The following is a 23,825-nucleotide window of genomic DNA, read 5'->3' on the forward strand; positions in this document are numbered from 1 at the left end:
AATAGCATCATAATATCTAATTACGAATATTCATTCCATATTTGCCCAGTAACATGATTGATGATAGTTCTTGGACGGATCGTCACCTGATCAGAACTCAATGCCGAAAATGGAGCCAGAATAGAATGATGTACCAGAATGTATTGATAACCGTTAATGAGCGGAGTTAACTCTCCCGCTTGCATAATGCGAAAATTCTCATCTGGCAATCTCCAAAGTAACAGCTGGCTAGACTCTTTATTGGATACATTCCAAGGTTTAACCATATAGTTTCTTATGCAAATAGTGCCATTTCAGGTTTTCCCAGGCCATCAGGCGTAGTATAGAATGGGCGTTCTTCCACCACATAATGCGCATCGCCTGGAATACCCAAAGCATGGTAAATGGTCTGGTGGATTTGGTCTATTTTAATAGGTTTTTCAATAGTTTTACAAGGCCGTTCATCTGCAGTTTTTCCATGCACATTGCCTTTTTTAATGCCTCCACCAAACATGAGTATAGAACAACCATCGGTAAAATGCCGGTGCATGCCGTAATTTTTTATATCGGTAATTACATCCGGCTGGTCTACCTGGTCTTGTACTTTAGCACCAGGGCGGCCTTCCATAAGCATATCCCGGCTAAATTCACTGGCTAAGATCACGATGGTACGGTCCAGGCGGCCTGTTTTTTCCAGGTCTTTGATCAACTGGGCTACCGGTCCATCAATTTGCTTTTTCATGTCTTTTAGCCTGGTGTGCCCGTTTTCGTGCGTATCCCATCCCATGAAAGGTTCGTATTCCGTGGTTACACTGATAAAACGTGCGCCTTGCTCCGTAAGCCTGCGAGCCATCAGGCAGCCTAATCCAAAGCGGCCAGTATTATAAATATCATAAATCTCTTTGGGTTCCTGGCTCAAATCAAAAGCTTTGGCCTCCGGAGAATTCAGCAGGATATAGGCCTGTTCCATCGATCGTTTGAGCGATTCTTTCTGGTAATCGCTACCAAATTCCCCAAAAGGACTCTGGCTGACCAGTTCATTATACAATTGATTCCGCCTCTCAAATCTTTTCGCAGACATGCCTACTGGCGGACGCACACTTTCCAGGCCTTGTGATGGATCTGGAATAAGGAAAGGACCAAATTCGTTGCCTAAAAATCCGGCAGTATGAAATGCTTTTAACTCTTCCCCCTCTCCTACTGTAAACCGTTGCCCAATATCAATAAAGGCAGGAATGACCGGATTCACCGGACCCATTTCTTTGGCTATCCAGGCACCGATATGCGGAGCGGCTACGGTTTGCGGCGGTTCATAGCCAGTATGCCAATGGTACTGATGCCTGGAATGTAAAATGTGGCCCAAATCCGCTGCTACGTAGGAGCGGATAATAGTCCCCCGATCCATTACAGAACCTATAGATTGTAATCCTTCTGAAAAAGACACACCATCCAGGGCAGTTGGGAAAGATTTAAAAGTACTCAGCACCCGGTTTGATTCCAGGCCCTTATCGAAAGGCGTATACTTTTTGGGATCAAAGGTTTCGGTATGTGCCATTCCTCCGGCCATCCAGAGCAAAATCACAGTATCTGCCTTTGTATCTACTCCTTTTTTTGTGTTGCACGAAGATAAAAAACTCGTCATTGGAGCACCTGCTGTCATAGCTGCCAAAGTAGCGGCGCTGGCTTTCTTCAGAAAATCTCTTCTATTCCAATCCGTCTTCATAGTAAAAAAATTTATTAAACATGCATTCTATTTCTAATAAATCAACTGGAACTCTGGGAGAAGCACCACAGCCCAGAATAAATCCTGGATTCCTTCTGTACTGGGAGAACTGCCCAATACTTCCTTCGCTGCTTTCAATTCTTTAGGTTCAGGTCCCCGGTTCAGTGCCCGTTTGTATAATTCATTGATCAGGTCTTCACTGTTGGTATATTTATTTTTCCAGTTTTCTGCGCCTTTTTTGAGCACTTCGTTTAGTCTATCACCATTAGTCAGTTCCAGCGCCTGTAACAAATTAGCCCTGGATTCTCTTCCCGTAGAAACCGTTTCCCGGTTAGGGCGGCCTAAGGCGGTAAGGAAACTATTATTTTTCACGAGGGAAGCCCTTGCGAAAATGAACTCAGGTTGTTCTCCTTCTTCCGCATTGGCATTCTTAAAAGGATTGTACACAACAGCAGAATCCGGGAAAACAGGTTCGATCACATTGCTTACCGCATCAGCAAACTGTTCGGCAGCCATGCGACGGCGGAGCATCCCTTTAAATTCAAAATCCTGGGCAATAATCTTATTTGCATCTTTTATTCCTACGGAAGGCAACTGATATGTTTTGGAAGTAGCTATCTGATAAATCAACTCTTTCAGATCATAGTTTTTGCTTACAAAATCAGATGCCATCCAATCCAGCAAGTCCTGGCTCCAGGGTTCGTTGTCCATGGCATCTACCGGTTCTACAATACCCCTACCCAACATTTGTGCCCATACTCTGTTTACAATCGTGCGGTACAAACGGCCATTTTTCGGCTGGGTCAGGTTTTCGGCTAATTGTTGCAGCTTTTTGGCAGTAGGTGCGGTGCTATCAATAGAACCAAGTTCTTGCCATAGAATTTTAGTACTGGCAAATTTACCGGTTGGCTTATCACAGCGGTTGATTTCCAGGGTAGTATCGGCGAAAATATTAGCGAATGCATAGGCATCTTTCAGCTTCCAGTCGCTGATAAAACTATCGTGGCAGGAGGCACATTTTAAGTTAAGTCCTAAAAATACCTGGGCTACATTCTGAGCGGCCTGCATTTCTGTGCGCTGGCTGGCATTAATCGTACCCCGCCATTTAATACCCGCAATAAACCCTTTGGATTCTTTCGTTGGACTGATAAGTTCTTTTACAAACTGGTTATAATTTTTGTTGGTTTTTAGAGAAGTATAGAGCCAGTCGGTAATATTATACCGGCCATTGGTAATGTATCCGGTACCTGTATAATCGTTCCGCAACGCATCATTCCAGAAGGTAAGCCAGTGCATGGCGTAATCATCATTCCGGTTGAGTAAGGTGCGAACCCATTGTGCACGTTTATCTGGCCTGGTATCCTGGGCAAATGCTTGCAATTCTTCAGGAGCGGGAACCAATCCGATAATATCCAGGTAGATTCTTCTCAGGTACGTCCGGTCGTCTACTACTTCCGGCCAGGCAGCTTTTTTTGCTTCAAAATACTTATTCACCCATAAATCAATTGGATTTTGCAGCGCGTTGCTAGCAGCAGGTAAAGCTGGCATTCTGGGTTCCAGTTTGGCTACCCGGAAAACACTTTTCTGATCGGCATTATCTGGCCAGGGAGCGCCTTTTTCGATCCAGAAACTGATCAGTTCTATCTCATGCTCCGATAATTTTTTACCTTTTCCGGGCATTACTTCTTTGTGATTATGTGGTAAGGAAATCCGGCGAACCAGCTCACTTTTATAGGGGTCACCAGGAATAATAACTGCCCCGGATTTACCCCCTTTTAAAGCCATCCGTTTCTTATCCAGCCGGAGTTCTCCTTTTATTTTTTCAGCACTATGGCAACTGTAACAATTGTGGGCAAAAATAGCCCGCACCTGTCCATTCAGATCCATTTCCTGTTGCTCGCTAAGACGGGTAGTATCGCTTTTCAGAGAAGTAAAATTGAAATTACCGGTGCTGGCTGGGGCACCTTCATAATCTTTACTAAAGGGCAAGACACTGGTGAGATAATCACTTCCGTGGGTTAAAGAAGCGCCATAATGTCCGGCTACAGATACGCCGAATGCTGTAAAAAACAGAATTCCGCGGTAGGCTTTTACAAAACTGACCTGATGTTGACGCTCGATCATCAGCAGGAAAGACAGGGTAATAATACTCAGGAAAGCAGTTGCGATACCTGTCCATTGGTGAACGGCTAATACATCTCCGCCATATTCTTCCTGGCTGAATAATAATAAACCTAATCCGGCAGCAATCAAGGCTGAAACAGCCCCAATATACACCAGCAAGTTTATTCCCGGCCGCAATTTTGACTGGTACTGGCGGATGGTAAACAGCTCAAGTACAGCAGCAAATAAAAGCAAGCTCACCGGAAAATGAACAGCTAAGGGATGAAGTCTTCCCAGAAATTTCCAAAGCCAGAAGGTTTCTGCTTCTGCCGCCGGTGCAGCCGACTGGGCAAAACTTTCCAGGAGAAGCGCCGGATGTAAGCTACAGACTAAAAAGACGATCAGGGCAATGATACATCCTCTTTGGATTGGCATTATTCTACTATTCAATTTATTCATTAAGCGTACTATTAAAAAATGTACTATAAGCTTACCAGCTACCAGAACTTATCTAATTTATAGAGGCAAACTCTTCACTATAATTTAAAATAACCCGAATTTAAGCAAATACCTTCTAAAAATGAAAGATATTCTTTGAAATATGCTTCCCTATCAGGAACATAGCTATACTCCGTTACGTTCCTGACAGGTGCATAGTATAGCTTAATAGCCAGGATTCTGCGTTAATTTATTGTTAATTAAAATCTGCGGAGCCGGAATCGGGAACAAATATTCATGTGGTTCATACACATAATCCAGCGCATTAAATGCTACTCCACCTCTCTCTACGGTGGGAGTTGCTTTTTCTTTGGCAGCATAGGTATTCAAAAACTGAGCTAATTCCGCAGGAGTTTTGGTGCGCTTTAAATCAAACCAGCGGCTGTTTTCAAAAGCCAGTTCAATTCTCCGCTCATGCAAAACAGCTGTCCGGAAAGCAGCCTGATCCAATCCAGAAAGAGGATCTAAACCTGCCCGGTCACGCACCGCATTCAAGTGGCCATAGGCTTCTGAATCAGGGCCTCCCTGCTCATTAATGGCTTCTGCCAGCATCAGCAATACATCTGCATAGCGGAATACCGGCCAGTTGGTATCGGTACGGCCAGCAATGGTATGTGCATAATTGTATTTATTGATATAGGGAATCTTGATAAATTCTCCTTTGGCATTAGTATATCCTTCCTTCAGGGAAACATCCTTACGCAAATCACCAGGTTCGTAAGAAGCAATAATATCGTTGGTAGGAATATTACGTCCGCTGGGATTAATGCTGGCATATCCGGTAATAGAAGCCTGCGACAATCTGGGTGCAAATACATACATAAAATTGCTCCATTCCCCCAGGTCATTTCCGCCCTGATACTGAACCTCAAAAATAGATTCAATGCCATTCTTCTTGCCAGGATTAAAGTTATCTGCGTAACTAGGATTAAGTGCATATCCCAGGGGCAATACTTGCCTCAACGTAGTAATTGCCTCACTATATTGTTTTTTGGTCAGATACACCTTTCCCAATAAAGTAAGTGCAGCGCCCTTCGTAACACGACCGGCATTGGCAGCATCGTATTTAGCCGGCAAAGACGCAACCGCATCAGTCAGATCGGCAATAATCTGGGTGTACACATCCGCTTCCGGAGAACGAACCAAGGCAAAGGCTTCATCAGGGGTATCCAGGGTGGAAGTAACCAGTACGACATCGCCGAAATACTGCACCAGGTGAAAATAATAATAGGCCCTGATAAACTTCAACTGTCCGCCAATAGTAGCTTTGGCAGTAGGATCAATGGTACTGGGTTCTAGTTTTTCAAGGGCAAAATTAACATTGTACAAAGCGGCATAGTAGATATTCCACATGTTTGAAATTTCGCCATTTCCGGAATTTACGGTAGAAAACTCAAAGGCTTCCCATCCGGCAGCTCCCCCACGGTCCAGCGGATTAAAATCAAGGGTGGTATTATCCGTATTAAATTCCTGGAAAATATAGGCCGTATTGGTTATTCCCTGTAACTGGCCATATACCCCATTTAAGGCCTGCTCAAATTGTTTTTGATCTTTGTAAAAAAGATCTGAACCCACTCTGGTAGGGTCGGTTGTATCCAGAAAATCATCTTTACAGGAAGTGGCTACCAGGCAACAAAAGAGTATACTAAGAAGAGTTATATTTTTCATAGATCAGGTGATGGCTAGGTGTTAAAAATTAAGTCTGGCTCCTACGGAAAAAGTTCTGGGCACCGGATAGGTCTCATCATCATTATTCAGTTCCGTTCCCCCACGAACACTCGCATCCGGATTTCCGCCTGGGTATTTGGTAAACAGAAACACATTGTTGGCATTTACAAAAATTCTGGCACTACCTATTGCCGGAATTAATTTAGGCAAGTTATAGCCTAAGGTGATATTCCGTAACCATACATGGCTTCCATCATATACATACCGCTCGCTGCTCTCTCTGGACCATTTGAAATAATTAGTACCGCCTTGTGAGTTTTTAGCATTAGGATTGGAACCAGGATTTTCCGGGGAACGCCAGCGGTCTTTGGCCTTGTCCAATACATTGAACACACCATCCATATTCATGGTAGAAGCTTCAATATTCCGGTAGATATCATAATCATGGGCACCCATAAACAGGATACTTAAATCAAAGCCTTTGAAGTCTGCTCCTATGGTCCATCCCCAGGTAAAGGCAGGGTTCGGATTACCAATCTCCACCATATCTCTGGTATCATAGGTAACTTCTCCATTGCCATCGGCGTCCAGGAATTTCATACCTCCGGGAATTACACCGTCTTGTTTTGGCCAGGCATCAATTTCCTCCTGGGTATTAAATATGCCCAGCTTTTTGTATCCATAAATCATCCCGATAGGCCGGCCTACTTTCTGCACGTTATAGCCTCCATAAAAACCACCATAATAAAGCATATCATTTTCTCCTTTGATGGCTAATATTTTACTGCGGTTGAAGGAAATATTGGGGCTGGTACGGAAATTTACCGGACCGATTTTCGTATTAAAGTTCAGCGCTAACTCAACCCCCCGGTTCTGCACTTTTCCGATATTCGCTAAACTGGTTGTAAACCCGGAAACAGAAGGAATAGAAATAGGCAATAACATATCATTGGTTAACTTATCGTAATATTCTGCGGTAAACACCACCCGGTTATCAAACAAGGCCAGATCCAGACCCAGGTCAAGCTGGTTTGATTTTTCCCATTCCAGGGCAGAGTTGGCAAACGAACTGATTACCCTTCCAGAGGCGATGGCATTTCCCAGGATGTAATTACTGGTGTTCATGAAGGCCAGGTGAGAGTAATTACCGATATCATTATTACCGGTTTTACCCCAGCTTGCCCGCAATTTCAGATCAGAGAGCCAGGTAGTGGTGGGCATAAATGGTTCTGCTGAAAGCCGCCAGCCGACAGAAAATGCCGGAAAATTTCCATACTTATTCTTTGCTCCAAACCTGGAACTTCCTTCCCGGCGCATAGAAGCCGAAAACAAATACTTGTCTTTGAAGGAATAGTTTACCCTTCCCAGATACGCCAGCAATGTCCATCCATATTCATACGAGTTAGAAGAGCGGATAATGGCCGAACCCAGGTAAGGAACCAGGTCGTCGGGATAGGTATTGCCGGCACCAGAGACACCTCTTACTTTTTCTTCCTGGGCAGTATAGCCTACCAGCATATCTAAATGGTGGTCTTCTCCCAGATCAGGGGCATAAGAAAGCAACTGATCAGCAGAAATATTAGATAACTGCTCTGTAACTTCTGATCCTGTTGCCAACCTTGGTGGAAAGCCATTGAGGGGCGTACCAATGGTAGAAGGAACATATTCTTTATAGGTATTATAATTTAACTTGGCATTTACAGAGGAGCGGAATTTTAAGCCTTTCACAATAGTAAGCTCTATGTATCCGCTGGATAATACTTCGGCGATATTCCTTTTCCGGATGGCATTATTTAATACATATACCGGATTAGGAAAGCCAAATACACCATCTACGCCGCCTATATAGGGCCGGAGATTTCCATTTTCATCGTACATGGGTTCCCTGGGGTCCATCAACAAAGTGGAACCTACCAGTGCACTACGTCCCGCAATACTTTCATCATTGCTGGCTACATTCTTTTTGGTATAGGTACCATTCAGGTTAAATCCAACCGTGATAAATTTGTTGATAGCCCCTCCTAGATTGGCCCTGGCCGAAATACGGTCGTAATTGGTTTTGATCACAGATCCTTCCTCTTTATAATACCCTAGTGACAGCAATGTTTTGATAGGTCCTCGGCCTGCCGAAAGCGTCATGTTATAATCCATATAGGGCGCATTGTCATTCAGGATGGCATCGTACCAATCGGTAGAATGCTGGGTTTGCTCAGGGAAGCGGTAGCTGGCAGGTACTTCTTCAATGGATGGTTCTCTTTGCTGAAAATACCGGATGCCATCCATAAATACATCCTTTTTAAACTGGGCAAACTCCACTCCATTCAGCACCTTCACCCGGCGGGATTTTGGAATATTCTGTACGCCATAATCTACCGAAAAATTGAGATTCACTTTATCTGCCTGGGCAGTTCTGGTGGTAATGAGCACTACCCCATTAGAACCTCTGGCTCCGTAAATTGCCGTAGATGCCGCATCTTTTAAAACTGTTATGGTTTCTATATCATTGGGGTTCAGGTTAGCGCCCACATTTGTGCCTACCGGGAAACCATCAATTACATACAACGGATCACTGCCGGCACCCAGAGAACCAATACCCCGCACCCTTACCTGGAACTGCCCTCCCGGTGAGCCATTGGTCTGACGTACCGATACACCAGCCGCTTGCCCCTGCAATAACCTGGTCAGGTTGGAGGCAGGTACTTCACCCACATCTTCCAGATTAATATTGGAAACCGCTGAGGTGATATCCCGTTTTCGTTGGGTACCATAGCCTACTACAACTACTTCTTCCAGCGACTGGACATCGGCAGCCAGCGCAACATTTAGTGTAGCCTGGTTATTTACCGGAACCTCTTTGGTGAGATACCCAATAAAAGAGAAGACCAGTATTCCATTTCCATCTGGTGCCGAAAGTGTAAAATCGCCCTCTGAATCTGTAGTAGTGCCGGAGGTTGTACCTTTTAATAATACGTTTACACCAGGTAGTCCTTCACCCTGGTCATCGGTCACTTTCCCGCTAATGGGAAACGCTACCTCTTTTTCGGCTACTGGGAGTTGTTCTTCCAGTAGGCTGGAAGCTGTATCCGAAGCAGGTGAGTTTGTTTCAGCCGCAGGTATGGTAGAAGTTTCCTTTTTGAGATAAATCAGGTAAGAATGCTCGTTGTATTTTGAAAAAGATAAATTCAAGGGGGATAGCACCCGGCTTAACACATCTTCCAGATTATTGTTTTGCAACTCTTCTCTCCTGACAGTAACAGCTTTGTCTTTCAGTACTTTGCGGTTATAATCAAATATAACCCCATACTGTTTCTCCATGGTTTTAAGTAAATCCAGGAGTTGAACGGTCTGGAATTCCTGCATTAGGCTTACCGGGTGCTTTGCTACAAAGGCTACATCCTGCGCATGTGCATGTTGCAAGCTGAAAGAAAACAGAAGTAATCCTAACGCATGCTTTTTGAATAGGAATAGATTTTTTACCATATAATGGACTGGTTTAGATGGAAAATGATTAGTAATCAGCTACCTTCTGTTTGCTTAAAAGAAGCAGACAGAAAGCAGAATATTTTATTATTCGATGATATACACGCCATTAAGTTTAGTTACATTGACCGCATATAGTTTTTCTATTTTATCAAACAGGAGTTCAATAGAATCATTGGGAACCGACCCATTAAACACTTCATGTTTGATCGATTGATTTTTATATTCTACCCGGATGCCGTGGCTTTCCTGCAATTCTTTGAAAATATCCTGAATAGACACATCCCGGTACAGGCGGATCTTATCTTTCCAGGAAACAATCGGCTGCACCTGCACTATTTCCGGCGTGATGGTATGCATCTGGGCAGAATAACTAACCGCTTCGCCTGGTTTCATCACATAATCTTTCGTAGGATCAGAAACTTTTACTTTTCCCTCCTGCAATACAATTCTGGTATCTCCCTGCCGGTTAAACACATTAAACTTTGTACCCAGTACTTCTACTTTCAGCCCGTCGGATGTATGCACAATAAACTTCTGGTGACTGGCGGTATGCTGCACAGAAAAGTATGCTTCTCCTTTGAGCCATACCTCCCGGATTTGCGCCTGATCCCATTCTTTGGCAAACCGGACCGAAGAATTTCCATTGATAATAACCAGGGATTGATCTGGTAACTTGATCTGCCGACGTTTTCCGGCTGGCGTACTGATGGTAAGCCAGGCAGATTCGTAATAAAACTTATATAGCGCAGGAATTCCTATGGCCAGCAACAGCACCAGGGAAGCAGCCGCCATCCAGAATGTTCGCCTGGCGTAAAGAGGAACTTTTTTAGCAGGCTTTCTTGCCGGTTGCCTGTTTTTTTCCTGTGCATAAATCCCTTTCCACACATTCTGAAATGAGGTAGTGCGCAGGTCTTCTCTTTCCTGTTCCGGAAGAGATTGGAGATAGGATTCATCCTGAAGGGCATTATTCCATTTTTCCTCCAGCTGTATACGTTCATCTGGCGAAGCTTTACCTGCTACCCATTTTTTAATCAGTTTTACCAGATGCCTTTGTTCCATGAATAGGTGTGCTATATTTAGTAAATAGGATGAAAAGAGATTTACCCTAACCAGAGGGTCAGTTTTTTTATAATTTTTCTAAAAATTGTCTTACTTATTGGCATCTGTACAGATCCAACCAGAGACTGTCCCTTTGCAATGTGCTGAATCAAATTATTGGGAGTGGTTGGATAATGATAAATTACTCTAGAGGAAATAGCTGCAAAAAAATAGTCAGTAGCCACTATGTGTCTTCCACATAATAACTACTGACTATTTACTGTATAGAGCTTTTAGAACTGAACGATAAAAATCAGAATAAGCAGATCTGCCAGGCTATACCGCAGGAATTTGAGGGCCTTACTCAGATGATATTCAACAGTTTTAACCGGCATTTGTATTTCTCTGGAAATTTCAGGAATGGTAAACCCATGCATCCGGCTCAGGATAAACACTTTTCTGGTTGTTTCCGGGAGTACTTCAATCTGCTGATCGAGCAAGGTGTTCAATTCATCAAAAGCGACCTGCTGCTCTGTTGTATTGGCCATTACCGGTTCATGTAATGCTTTATTCACCGCATATTGTTCACGGACAACCTGCTTATCATAATGGTCATAGATCTTATGACGAATGGCCTGGTACAAGTAGCCTTTTAAATTCAGTTGCTCCGGGAGTGTAGTACGTTTGAGCCATATACTCACAAAAACTTCCTGCAGGATTTCCTGTGCCGTTTCTCTGGACCGGGTATAATTATAGGCGATGGAAAAAAGCTTTGCCCAGTAATGATTGTAGATTTTTTCAAATCCTTTGGCATCACCACTTCTCAGGCTTTCTACCCATTGGCTCTCTTCAGCAAAGGTCACTTGTTTCATACCGTTCGTTGATAAAGAATCCTGATTATACTCGAATCAATACACTATTTCCATTGATAAACCTACAATTGCTTCAGCCGGATGTTGCGGTACTCTACTTTCATAGGAGGGCCCACATGCACCTGTACACCCAGATAGCCGCTCATTTTCCGGTTAGCCGCATCGTTATCCGTTACATCACTGATCAGAGTTCCATTGATATAATGCTGCAACCGGTTCCCTTTTATTACCAGATGAATCTCATTCCAGTCCTGGCTTTTCACGACCTTTTCCAGGGAGGCAGCCGTTCCTATGGAATCCGTTACGCTCAGTCCGCTCCAGGCATTTCGCTTCACATCGTCGCGCAGGTTGGCCGACGGATTTTTTAGCGGATCAATGGTTGTCTTTTGTCCACGGTAAGCCAGGGTAGTTCTGCCTCTTTCCTCATAATTCTGACCGGTATAGCGGTTTTTTCCATCAATATCAGCCTGGTAACCTTTGAGGGCAAAAGGTGGATCTGATAGTTTTTCGCTGCGGTAATTGATGCCACTATTGCCGGTTTCTGTGATTTTAAAATCCAGCTTCAATTCAAAATCTCCCGGCTGGGCACCCTGGTAAATAATAAAAGTATTTGCTTTCAGCAGTTTATCCGGCGTAATTTCCCCCACCAGCGTGCCGTTTTCAGCTCTCCAATAGTTAGCATCTCCTTCCCATCCGTTCAGGGTTTTGCCATCAAATATCTGCACAAAACCTTCCTTGTCTTTTTTAGCCTTAGACTGGCTTACAGCCGTTGTTTTGCAACCACTGGTTAGCAGCACTGCCAACAGGAGTGCTACTAACGAAAATGGTTTATATGATTTTTTTATCATGTGATCAACATTTTTAAATATCAAATCTATCTACTTAGCCGTTCCGGAGGCTGCTGCCTGGCCATTACCTTTGTATACCTGGTGATCTTTATTCCCGCCTGCCATCAGATAGGCCATAAAGTCTTTTAGTTCCTCGGCATTCAGGCGGTTAATTAATCCAGCAGGCATCAGCGAAACACGGGAATACTTGGTACTTACCACATCTTTCTTAGGAATTTCGCGAAGCATGTCTGGTGCAAAAGGGTTTTGAGAGACGGAATAATTCTGCTCATTCTCGTTGATGAGCCTGCCTAATACAGAACTGCCATCTTTCATCAAAAACACGGTAGAAGCATACTGGTCAGAAACCTCTTTATTGGGGTCCATAATATGCTCCAGCATGTCGCCAGTAGAGAACCTGGTACCTAATTGTGTCAGATCGGGGCCCATGTTGCCCCCTTCACCCTTCATGGTATGGCAGGTATTACAACGTACGGCTGCAAACATCAACTTGCCATTTTCAAAATCCCGGTTCACCAGGCCACTGTCTATTACAGCTTTGGCATCTTCCATGGTCCATCTTCTGTAAGGGCCTTTGGGAGAAGGACCACTTGCCAGGTCATTGCCAGACTTAGATAATAACTCCTCTCCGGATAGTTTGCTGTAATAATCAAATTTATCTTTCGAAACATTAGCTAAAGCCGACTGACGGGCTTTGTTGATAAAGCCTACATAACTCATTCCTCCTTTGTATTCGAAAGCTTTCTTAAACCAGGCAAAATACTTCTCTTGCAGTTCTGGAGTCCATCCGGTTTTTGAGGTACTCAACACCGTGGCATAATAGGTCTGCTGGGCTGGCGGCACTTTTGCCAGCATATTGGCAATATCCATTCCGTATTGGGGGTTTCTCAGAATCAGGTCCTGGGAAGCGCTCACCGTTTTATCACCCTGATCGTCTTTTGCATTTTCCAGTAAAGCGAGGGTTTTTTCAACCGCACCCGGTGCTTCTATATACACAAGTACTTTGCTGAGAGAGCGGTTTATTGCATTGGTTTTGCCAGGATAATGAGGATTAATATGAGCGACTACTTTGTCTTTAGCAGCACCTTCCGGTTTTCCCATGCGGGCAAATACCAGTTCGTAGGCACGTAACAAATCAATCTGCTGTGATTCAGATAATTTACCATAATCAATACCCGATAGGGAAGTAAGAATCTGGTTTTTTACGTCTGTTTTTCCCTGACGCGCCAAGGCAATAGATGCCTGAATTAAGGCTTGCGGATCTTTTTCTGCCAATGCACGTTGCTGCCACTCAGCAACAGGCTGGTGTTCTATGGCTATACGGGCGGCATAGCGGATGTGGCGGTCTTCATGTTTGAGGTTTGGCCAGGCAGCATCTACCGCTCCCTTTTGAGGAGTTCCATGATATTGCTCCAGGCTTCTTCTTAACTTGGTTTCTTCATTTACATCTTCTGTCGCCGTATTGGCTACCAAGGATACATTCTTCTGATTGGAAGCTACATTGCCTTTAGCATCTCCATAAGACACTCTGTACAGATCGGAATCCAATCTACGGCCACCAGTAAGGAAGTATAAAGAACCATCCGGACCAAACGTGCCATCTGTTAAGGGCAGCGGCGAACCAGAAATAAATTCTTCAGCTTTGGCACCATAAGAAGCACCTTTTGGGTCAATCTGAATGGCATAGATAATACCAAAACTCCAGTCAAAGGCATACAAGGATTTTTTGTATTTTTCGGGAAAGTGAGAGGTTTTGCCATGTTCCAGACTGGTAGGAGATCCTTGTCCGATGTTGATAATCGCAGGCAGGTTATCTGGATAATCTGGTGACCACTTGCTGTTTCCGGTACGCCAGCCAAATTCAGCACCGCTGGTAACATGATTAATACGGGTTGGCCGGTACCAGGGCATACCAAAGTCCCACTCCATATCTGCATCATAGGCAAACAGTTCTCCTCTTTCGTCAAAAGCAATATCAAAGGCATTCCGGAAACCGGCCGCAATTAACTCCCATTTGTTGGTATTAGGATCTACTTTGGCAATCCAGCCACCAGGTGCCATCCGGTCGTTGGCATGACCTCTGGGGTCTTTGATCAACGGGAATATATTGTCTTCCTGCCAGTTGGTGGGCAAGCGATGCGCTTCCATAGGAGGTACATCTGTATGGTTACCGGCAATTACATACAAAGATTTTCCATCCGGAGAAAGCTTAATACTGTGTGGTCCATGTTCTCCTTCTCCTTTCAGTTGTTTCAACTCGGTAACTTTATCAAACTGATCGTTGCCATCTGTATCTTCCAGGCGATAGAATCCACTTAGTTTATCAAACTCTTTATTTTCCCGTTCGGCAGTACCCCGGCTGTTTACCATTACATACAAACTATTGAACGCATACAATAAGCCCTGGGCATATCCCATCCCCACAATGCTATCTGCTACCTGGCCAATGGCCAGTTTTTCTACTTTGGGTTTGGAAGAATCGCCTATAGGAGGCAGTTGCAACCGATACAAAGCGCCATACTGGTCAGAAGTAATCATGCGGCCTTTGTCATCGAAGGTCATGGCTACCCAGGAGCCCTGCTCATTTTCAGAGGGGCTGTACAGGTGTTCGATCCGGAAACCTTCCATAGACTTAATCTTGTCAATTTTCGGATTACCGGTATTATTACTCTGTACATTAGCCTGTTTGGTATCTTTCTCGTTATCGCAGGATGTGCCTATTAGACTACATACTGCCACCGAAGCGAGAAGTTTAAGAAAAGGAATGGTTTTTAACATATGCGTATAAATAGATTTGGCAAAAGGGGTTTAAAAACAGGTAAATCATAGACTGTTAAACAATGTACACGCTGTTCAGCAGTCTATGATCTTACAATTTACTATAAAGCTTTTAAATACTATTATTTTTATAATTTTTTAAATTTTTTTAATCAGTGATTGGCCAGTAGCCACTCTTTAACCTATCTACTGACCAATCACTTTAAATTATTTTAAAAATTAGGTGTGAGTGCAGCTTCATCTGCCGGAAGCCCATAGTATATGCTTATGTTATTAAAGGCATTTCCACGGGGAGCAGTACCTTCCGGATAGTAATAGGCTTGCGGGTTGGCTTTGATCCGGTTTCCATAGGCTGTAATGGTTTCGATAGCCCGTCCGGTTCTCACCAGATCAAACCAGCGTTTGTTTTCAAAAGCCAGTTCTACTCTTCTTTCTCTGAAAATAGCTTCTTTCAGGTCTCCGCCTGCAAAATTTCCCAGGTTGGCACGATTTCGTACCTGGTTTAAATACCCTTCTGCTTCTCCATTTTTGCCCTGCTCATTTAAGGCTTCTGCTAAAAACAGTAGTACTTCAGAATAGCGGTAGATATGCCAGTTGGTGCCGTGGTTATTATTTAACGAGTGCGTTTTTGCAAGCTTTTTAATATAAGGATATACCTTGTTAAGTCTGGCACTACCGCTCAAAGTCACATATCCAATAGAAGCATCTTCCCGCTCGTCTCCATCTTCGTAGGCAGCAATAATATCAGGAGTAGGCGTATTATTTCCTTCTCCATCCAGTGGCTGCGGATTAGAGGTACCAGTAATAGGCGCAATTTCAGTCGGGCTGATGGGGCGAGGCAACATCTGGTAAATAAAGTTACCGTTCAAACCGGCAGCTCCTTCCAGAAACTGAACTTCAAACACAGATTCACTATTATTCTTATTAGCTGCATTGCCGGAGAAGGCATCTGCATAATTAGGAATTAAAGCGTATTCATTACTATTTACTACTGCTTTCAATAGTGTTTCGGCTTCAGCCCACTTTTTCTGCACAATGTATACATTGCCCAATAATGTCTGGGCGGCACCAGAGGTAACCCTGCCAGCTTCTTGTTTGGATTTTAGCGGCAATAATGGAATCGCTTCCTGAGTATCTTTGATGATCTGCGCAAATACTGCCTCTCTTTCGGCCAATGGCTGGGCAGCATCCGCACGTCCGGTAGCCGGAGTAAGGTGCATAGGAACTTTTTCAAAAAGCTGTATCAAGGTAAAATAAGCTTGCGCCCTCAGAAACAAAGCCTGTCCTTTTATATTGTTTTTGGAATCCGCATTAAACTCTACCTTATCAATCTGCGACAAAATCTGATTGACACGGGCAATAATCAAATATTCCTGCCGGTAGGCATTCAGTACGTGCGTATTGGAAGTAACGCCATTGGCTGTAGGAACTGCAAAATCAGCGATGTCTTCCTGCTGCTCAGTAGCACCAAACAGCGGGTTCCGGGAATAATATGTATTATCAGAGTGCATTTCACCCAGCAGCCACATCCTGTCATTCACAAGGGTGCGCAATGGTACATAGGCGGCATTCACAGCTTGTTGAAAATCGGCTTCTTTGGTGAAAAAGACAACAGAGCTCAACTCAGTTTCAGGAACTATGGTTAAAAAATCATCTTTGCAGCTGGTAAGTGTAACCCCTACAAGCAGACCAGATAATATGAGTATTTTTTTCATTTGAATGTTGTTAAAATATAAATGATTACATTTTATCTGATTAGAAATTCACGTTAACCCCCAGGCTGTAGGTACGTGGAACCGGATAATTGGAAAAATCAATCCCCTGGCTTAAGTTACCACCATCGCCGTTTCCGTCTCCTTGTGCACTGGTTTCAGGATTTGGTCCACCCCAGTATTTGGTAAATATATATACCTGCTGTACAGAGGCATACACCCTGGCTGATTTGATAAACTTAGTAATGCCGCCAATGGTATAACCCAGCGTGATATTTTTAATGGTAAAGAAAGAAGCATCAGCAATAAAGCGGCTGTTCATCCAGTCTCTTTCGATACCGGTTACGTTGCCACCTCCAACCGTAGTACCATACATTCCTTTGCCTGGATTCTCAGGAGAGCGGAAGCGGTATTTTACGCCATCCACTAAATTGAATACCCCATCCAGGTTAGCAGTGCTATACAGGTGGCGAACCAGAAGTTCATTGCCATAAGAACCGGAACCTACAATGCTTAGGTCAAATTTGCCATAATTAAAGTTATTGGTAATACCATAAGTGAATTTAGGGAAAGGATTACCGATAATAACCCGGTCGTCAAAATCACCTCCATTGGTAATAATGCCATCTCCATTCTGATCCGTTAACTTGATACTGCCCACTACAGAGCGGCCAGGTACTTGTGGTGAATTAGCCAGATCCTCGGCATTCATGTACACGCCTTGCGCCTGATGTCCATAGAACTGGCCAAATGGTTTTCCTACCTGGGTAATGTGGAAAGTGCCATATACTCTATCTATGCCTTCTGCCAGGGCTACTACTTTGTTGCGATTAATGGAAACGTTGGCATTGGTGGTCCATTTTAATTTGCCTTCCAGGTTCCTGGTATTAATGGCAAATTCATGTCCCCAGAATTTAATTTCACCGATGTTATCATTAAAGTTAGTAAATCCGGATTCCTGAGGAATCTGTACGCTGTAGAGCAGATTGGTCGTTTTCTTGGTATAAAAATCATACAGGAACTGGATGCGGTCGCTGAACAAACCCAGATCGATACCGGCATCAAACTGACTGGTGGTTTCCCATCCTAAATCAGGATTAGCCAGAGAGATAATGCCTGCTCCGGGTGCTACATTATTTCCAAACACGGCATTAATTGTATTGTTAATACGGGCATACTGGGTATAATTACCAATATTGTTATTACCGGTTACCCCAAAGCTAGCTCTGAGTTTAGCAAAAGAAATCTGAGAAACATTCTGCAGGAAAGGCTCATCAGACACTACCCAGCCTACTGATGCAGATGGGAATACGCCCCAGCGGTTATTGGCACCAAACCGGGAAGAACCATCACCCCGCACAGCAGCCGTAAACAAATATTTTCCTTTAAAATTGTAAGTCAATCTGGAGAAAAGTGAGGTTAAACTCCATTCCTGCACGTCGCTAATGGTGCCTGCCCGGTTGATATTGATACCGCCTTGAACAGTAGGGAGCCGGTCGTCGGCATAGGTATCTGCCTGAATACGGGTTCTGTCTCTGCGGAACCATTGATTGGAGAATCCACCGAGTAATTCAAAATTATGACTGCCAAAGCTCTTGGAAAAGGTAGCCAGGTTTTCGTTCAGCAGGGTAACATCTTCCTGGTTCTCCCGGATCGAAACAGCCGTAGTAGGGATAGGTGTATTAATGTTGCTAGTGGCTGTAGATGGGTTAAAGAAGAAAAACTTCTGGTTTAATGTCTGCACATTCACTGTAGATTTGAGCGCCAGACCTTTCATAGGCGAGTATTGAATATAGGCATTGGATAATAAATTAATCTGCCTGGTTTCGTTGGTCAGTTCATTGGCCGCTCTTACCCAGTTAGGATAGGCAAAAATGTTCCCTGTATTTGCTGGAAGCCGGTTGAACAAAGTAAGTTCTCCGTTTTCATCATAAATCGGCATGACTGGCCAGGTATGCAGGGCATTAAATAAAATACCTGTTCCCCTGTCTCCGTCTGTTCTGGGCGTATTGTCAAACACATAATTGGGGGCAATATTTAAACCCACGCGTACTTTATCAGATATTTCATAGTCCATATTTAGGCGGCCTGAATATCTCTTGTATTTGTTATTTAATACTACACCTTGCTGATCGTATATACCGGCAACCAGAGAGGTACTCAATTTTTCTTTATTAGAGGTAATGCTCAGGTTGTAGCTTTGCAGCGGAGCTTCTCTGAGTAAAGCATCATACCAGTCGTTATTTTTACCTCTGTATATCGAAGGATCTTTGAAAACGTCAGGTACGGGGTCGGCTACGGGACTAGGGGAAGCGGCATTCTGATCCGTGTAGTATTCTTTTTTAAACTGGGCAAATTCTTCTGCATCCATCATATCAATTCTGCCCCGCATCGGCACTTTCTGAATACCGGCAAAAGTATTGAAGCTCACATTGGTTTGGCCGGGTTTACCTTTTTTGGTAGTAACCAATACTACGCCATTGGCTGCCCTCGATCCATACAAAGAAGTAGAAGCGGCATCTTTCAGAATGGTAATCTCTTCTATTTCATCTGGGCTAATGAAATTGATATTTCCGTTAATTGGGAAACCATCCACTACATATAAAGGATCGCTGCCACCAGTAACCGATAACTGGCCACGGATACGGATATTCATGCCCTGGCCGGGTTTACCTGTGGTCTGGTTGATCTGAACACCTGCCAGTCTGCCTTGCAGTTTCTGGGCTACGGTAGATACTGGTATGTCTTTCAGGTCAGCAGAGCTCACAGTTTGTACAGCACCTGTTACTTCTTTTTTCAACTGGCTGCCATATCCTACTACAACTACTTCACTCAGCGACTGGATATCAGCCACTAAAGATACATCGATAGTAGAGCGGCCATTAATGGCAACTTCTTCAGTGGTATATCCGATATAAGAGAAAACCAATGTGCCAGTAGCATCAGGAACCGACAGCGAATATTTTCCGGTACCATCAGTAGTTGTACCGTTCGTAGTACCTTTCAGAAGTACGTTCACACCAGGTAAACCTTGATTAGTATCGTCGGTAACCCTACCTGTAATGGTAACGGCTACAGGTTTGCTGGCTGGTATCATCGCCAGCAACGATTGGGGTTGCAGTACCCGATCGGCTTTAAGCGATTGAGCGCTGGCCGGGAGATACATACACCCTGCAAGCGCCAGCAAAACCAGTGGTTGTAAGGGGAGTTTATGTCTTTTCATAGATTGTTTTATTAGTGTTGGTTTAGGAATTGACAGATAAAAACTGATTTGTAAGAAATATTGATTAAAAGCGCATCTCCTTAAAAATCTTCTCTGCATTATAAGTTAAAAGTGTATTACAACTTCCATTTTAAACACAGACCGTAGTGCATTAAAAATTAAGCAGTATTAAAGCATCTTCTTAAATTGAAACTATTTACGTAAAAAATCATATTGAAAATTAGTGGGTTATGGCCCTTTAACCTTCCTGTACTCACCTGTTTTATATAAAATATTCAAAAAATACAATTTTTAAACAGGCATTCTAAGGCATCCATTTTATTCATCTCTTCATATTATATCTGTAGTTTGAGTTACTTTGTTAATCATTTGCTATGGTTTTTGCACACCAAGCGGAACAGAAGTAAAGCAATATTCTAGCAAAGTGAGAAGAACAAGGAATATCAAAAAGTATGGTTTACCCATTTGTTATTCCTTGTTCAGCATTCATTAAATCTTTACCGTATTACCTCGCAAAAACAGTAGAAAGGCCTCCGTCTACATTAAGCATATTGCCGGTCGATTTATTTAACAGACTACCTACAAAAACAAAACAGGCATTGGCAATGTCTTCCGGCAAAATAATCTCATTCAGAAGCGTCCGTTTGGCATAATAGGAAGGGAGTTCTTCCACAGATATTCCATAGGCTTTGGCACGGCCTTCTGCCCATCCGCTTTGCCATATTTTACTATCTGCAATCACAGCATCTGGGTTTACTACATTCACCCGGATTTTTTCTGGTCCGAGTTCTGCTGCCAGCAGGCGGCTCATGTGTAACTGGGCTGCTTTTACAGAACCATAGGCCACATTATTAGGGCCAGCCATCAAGCCGTTTTTGCTTACAATATTTAAAATATCGCCTCCCAGTTGCTGCTTCCTCAGGATTTCTACCCCATATTTACTTACCAGGAACTGGCCTTTTTGCATCACATTATAGAGCAAGTTCCAGTCTTGTTCGGTATGTTCGGTGAGTGGTTTTGATATACTGAGTCCGGCGCAATTCACTATAATATCTACCCCTCCAAAAGCTAAGGCAGCTGCTTTAAAAGCTTCCTCTACCGATTGAGCAGACGTAACATCCAGTGAAACAGACGAAACAGTATCTTTTCCAAAATTTTTCAGAAATTCAATATTGGCCGTTTCCAGCCGTTCGGCATCGTTATCATTGAGAATCACACAAGCGCCTTCATCGGCAAATTTTTTGGCGATGGCTTTACCTATTCCGCCTCCACTGCCAGTAATCAGGGCGATCTTACCAGACAGAGGTTTAGGTTTCGGCATTCGCTGCAATTTGGCTTCTTCCAGCAACCAGTATTCGATATTAAAGGCTTCCTGAGGTTCCAAGGCTACATATTCAGATACCGCCTCCGCCCCTTTCATCACGTTAATGGCATTGATATAAAATTCACTGGCTACCCTGGCGGTTTGTTTATCCTTGGCAAAGCTGAACATGCCTACGCCTGGATACAGAATAATAACCGGATTGGCATCCCGGACAGCGGGGCTATTGGGATGTTTGCACTTTTCATAATAGTTCTTATACATCACCCGGTATGCCTCAAAAGCTGGTTCCAGCTTAGACCGGATGGCTTTTGCATCAGATAGATTTTCGTCTGGTGATAGTGAAAGCACCAGCGGACTGATTTTGGTACGAAGGAAATGATCGGGGCAAGAGGTGCCTAAGGGTGCCAGTTTATCTACATCATGCGAATTAATAAATTCCAGTACCCGTTCATCATCCGTAAAATGGCCAATCATGCGGGTTTGAGAAGAGCATAATCCCCGTAACACAGGTGCCAGGGCAGCCGCCTGTTCTTTCCGTTTGTCGGCCGGTACAGGCTGCGAACGCCATCCGCCAAATACTTTTCTCTTCTTATTATAATTATCCTGTAGAAAAGCAGAATATCTTTCTATGACTTCTAATGTATTCACATAGCTTTCATAGGCTGTATCTCCCCAGGTAAATAAGCCATGTCCACCGAGCATAATACCCCGCAGGTTAGGATTCTCCTGCACAGCGGCATCCAGTTTCAGGCCCAGGTCAAAACCCGGCCGTTGCCAGTCTACCCAGCCGATTTGTCCACTGAATAATTCGTGATTAATCTGTTTGCCCTCTTTACTGGCGGCAATGGCAATAGCTGCATCCGGATGCAGGTGATCGATGTGTTTGTAGGGCAGAAAGGCGTGAAGAGGTGTGTCAATAGAAGGTGCTTTAGATTTAAGATCATAGATGCTGTGGTTGAACAGTTCTACCATTTCGTCTTCAAACTGGAGTCCCCGGTACACTTTTTTCAAACTCTGCAGGCGGTCGAGGTATAATCCGGCCAGTCCGCTTTTTTTGAGTGTGCCCAGGTCACCTCCTGAGCCTTTGATCCACATGACCTCTACCGGCTGTCCGGTGAGCGGATCTTTTTCTGTTGTTTTTGCACTTGTGTTCCCTCCTCCATAATTGGTCAGCCGCAAATCGGCGCCCAGCAAATTGGAACGGTATATGAGCAGGGCTACTTCATCCCGGCCTAAAGACGCCGCATACTCTTCGTCCCAGAGGTAGCTTACGTACTGGAAATGTGACTGAATGTTTTGCATACCACTTAGCAGTTTGGTTGAAAATAATATTGCATATTCAATATTATTTATTACTTTTCCTTCCTGTACCTTCCTGCCTCTTACTAAAATTTTATCAGGTGCCGCTATATGATGGTAAGCATGTGGTTGATTTTTACATAAGTAGTATAGTGCAGGATGATATTTGTTTCGTGTTATTTATTCAGCAATCATTTATTTCAGATATTACAGATTCTTAATACAAAGAAAAGGTATGTACCAGCTTAAGTTAAATCCTGTTGATAAAAAGCCTAAGTACAAACAGATCGTTGAGTCTATTATAACAGACATTGAAAAGACAGTACTAAAAATCAATGAGCAGTTGCCCTCTATCAGTGAACTGAGTGAGGAGTATTATTTAGCCAGAGATACGGTTGAAAAAGCATACAAAGAATTGAAGGAACGGGGGTACATCACCTCCGTACAAGGAAAAGGCTTTTATGTAGAAAAAAATGTAGCCAGCAAACTCAAAATCCTGCTGGTGTTTAACAAACTGAGTTCCTATAAAAAAATAATTTACTATTCCTTTTTAAAAACCCTGGGCGACAAAGCCAAGGTTGATCTGCAAATCCATCATTACAATGCTACTCTGTTTAAGGAGATCATTGAAAATAATCTGGGCAAGTATAATTATTATGTGATTATGCCTCATTTTTTCCAGGATATAGATAAAGTGGATTACATGAAGATCATCCGGAATATCCCCCCTGATCAACTGGTACTGCTTGATAAAGATCTGCCTGGACTTGACAGTGATCATCTGGCCGTTTACCAGGATTTTGAGAAAGACATTTATTCTGCCCTGGCTTCTGCTACCGACCTGCTGGAGAAATACAAAAAGCTGGTACTGGTTTTCCCGAGTGAAGTAAATTATCCATTCAATTATCCCTTTGAAATTGTACAAGGCTTCTGCCTGTTTTGTATTGAATACAATAAGGAATTTGAAATTGTAGAAAGCGCCTACGACCAGATCATTTATCCCGGCACGGCATATATTGCAGTAGAAGAAACCGACCTGGCAGAACTGATTAAAAAAGTGCGGCAGTCAAGCTACCTGCTTGGCCGGGAAATCGGAATTATTTCATTTAACGAAACTACCCTAAAAGAGCTTTTATCCATTACTGTAATTACCACTGATTTTGAAACCATGGGCCGGATGACGGCAGCCTTACTGCTCGAAAAGAAACACATTAAGATTAAGAATGCTTTCTCGATGATCCGGCGGAATTCGCTGTAGTCGAATTTCCAGAGCGTAT

Annotated in this window: 13 protein-coding genes; 1 reads left to right on the forward strand and 12 read right to left on the reverse strand. The window is 43.5% G+C overall.

Going from position 1 to position 23,825, the window contains the following annotated elements:
• Positions 1-20 precede the first annotated feature (20 nt).
• The 12 genes from GXP67_RS12995 to GXP67_RS13050 all read right to left on the reverse strand — a co-directional run bounded on the left by GXP67_RS12995 (position 21) and on the right by GXP67_RS13050 (position 22,551).
• Entirely contained in the window at positions 21-266 is a 246-nt protein-coding gene (locus tag GXP67_RS12995) for a hypothetical protein (protein ID WP_162443504.1), read from the reverse strand.
• 8 nt (positions 267-274) lie between these two features.
• Positions 275-1,702: a DUF1501 domain-containing protein gene (locus tag GXP67_RS13000; protein ID WP_162443505.1), complete on the reverse strand. Its 1,428-nt coding sequence runs from the start codon at positions 1,700-1,702 to the stop codon at positions 275-277.
• 33 nt (positions 1,703-1,735) lie between these two features.
• A complete protein-coding gene (locus tag GXP67_RS13005; protein WP_162443506.1) occupies positions 1,736-4,240 on the reverse strand; it encodes a PSD1 and planctomycete cytochrome C domain-containing protein in 2,505 nt (834 codons plus the stop codon).
• 228 nt (positions 4,241-4,468) lie between these two features.
• Positions 4,469-5,971 (reverse strand): RagB/SusD family nutrient uptake outer membrane protein, encoded by a 1,503-nt coding sequence (locus GXP67_RS13010; protein ID WP_162443507.1) that lies wholly within the window; start codon positions 5,969-5,971, stop codon positions 4,469-4,471.
• Between the two features lie 21 nt (positions 5,972-5,992).
• Positions 5,993-9,451, reverse strand: a complete 3,459-nt coding sequence (locus GXP67_RS13015) for a SusC/RagA family TonB-linked outer membrane protein (RefSeq protein WP_232065196.1) — start codon at positions 9,449-9,451, stop codon at positions 5,993-5,995.
• Positions 9,452-9,538: 87 nt separating this feature from the next.
• Positions 9,539-10,513 carry a FecR family protein gene (locus tag GXP67_RS13020; protein WP_162443508.1) on the reverse strand — a complete coding sequence of 325 codons (975 nt, stop codon included), beginning with the start codon at positions 10,511-10,513 and terminating at the stop codon, positions 9,539-9,541.
• Between the two features lie 272 nt (positions 10,514-10,785).
• Positions 10,786-11,364 (reverse strand): RNA polymerase sigma-70 factor, encoded by a 579-nt coding sequence (locus tag GXP67_RS13025; protein WP_162443509.1) that lies wholly within the window; start codon positions 11,362-11,364, stop codon positions 10,786-10,788.
• 62 nt (positions 11,365-11,426) lie between these two features.
• Positions 11,427-12,212, reverse strand: coding sequence for a 3-keto-disaccharide hydrolase (locus GXP67_RS13030; RefSeq protein ID WP_162443510.1), 786 nt, complete (start codon positions 12,210-12,212; stop codon positions 11,427-11,429).
• Between the two features lie 30 nt (positions 12,213-12,242).
• Complete coding sequence (locus GXP67_RS13035; RefSeq protein WP_162443511.1) at positions 12,243-14,990, reverse strand: c-type cytochrome; 2,748 nt, start codon at positions 14,988-14,990, stop codon at positions 12,243-12,245.
• A gap of 212 nt (positions 14,991-15,202) precedes the next feature.
• Positions 15,203-16,705, reverse strand: a complete 1,503-nt coding sequence (locus tag GXP67_RS13040) for a RagB/SusD family nutrient uptake outer membrane protein (RefSeq protein ID WP_162443512.1) — start codon at positions 16,703-16,705, stop codon at positions 15,203-15,205.
• Between the two features lie 40 nt (positions 16,706-16,745).
• Positions 16,746-19,925, reverse strand: coding sequence for a SusC/RagA family TonB-linked outer membrane protein (locus GXP67_RS13045; RefSeq protein WP_394351968.1), 3,180 nt, complete (start codon positions 19,923-19,925; stop codon positions 16,746-16,748).
• Positions 19,926-20,430: 505 nt separating this feature from the next.
• Positions 20,431-22,551, reverse strand: a complete 2,121-nt coding sequence (locus GXP67_RS13050; protein WP_162443513.1) for a bifunctional aldolase/short-chain dehydrogenase — start codon at positions 22,549-22,551, stop codon at positions 20,431-20,433.
• Between the two features lie 232 nt (positions 22,552-22,783).
• Between GXP67_RS13050 and GXP67_RS13055 the strand changes: the two genes are divergently transcribed.
• The gene (locus GXP67_RS13055) at positions 22,784-23,806 is read left to right on the forward strand and encodes a GntR family transcriptional regulator (RefSeq protein WP_162443514.1); all 1,023 of its coding nucleotides are present in this window, start codon (positions 22,784-22,786) and stop codon (positions 23,804-23,806) included.
• Positions 23,807-23,825: the final 19 nt, after the last annotated feature.

It is taken from the genome of Rhodocytophaga rosea, assembly GCF_010119975.1.
Lineage (GTDB): Bacteria > Bacteroidota > Bacteroidia > Cytophagales > 172606-1 > Rhodocytophaga > Rhodocytophaga rosea.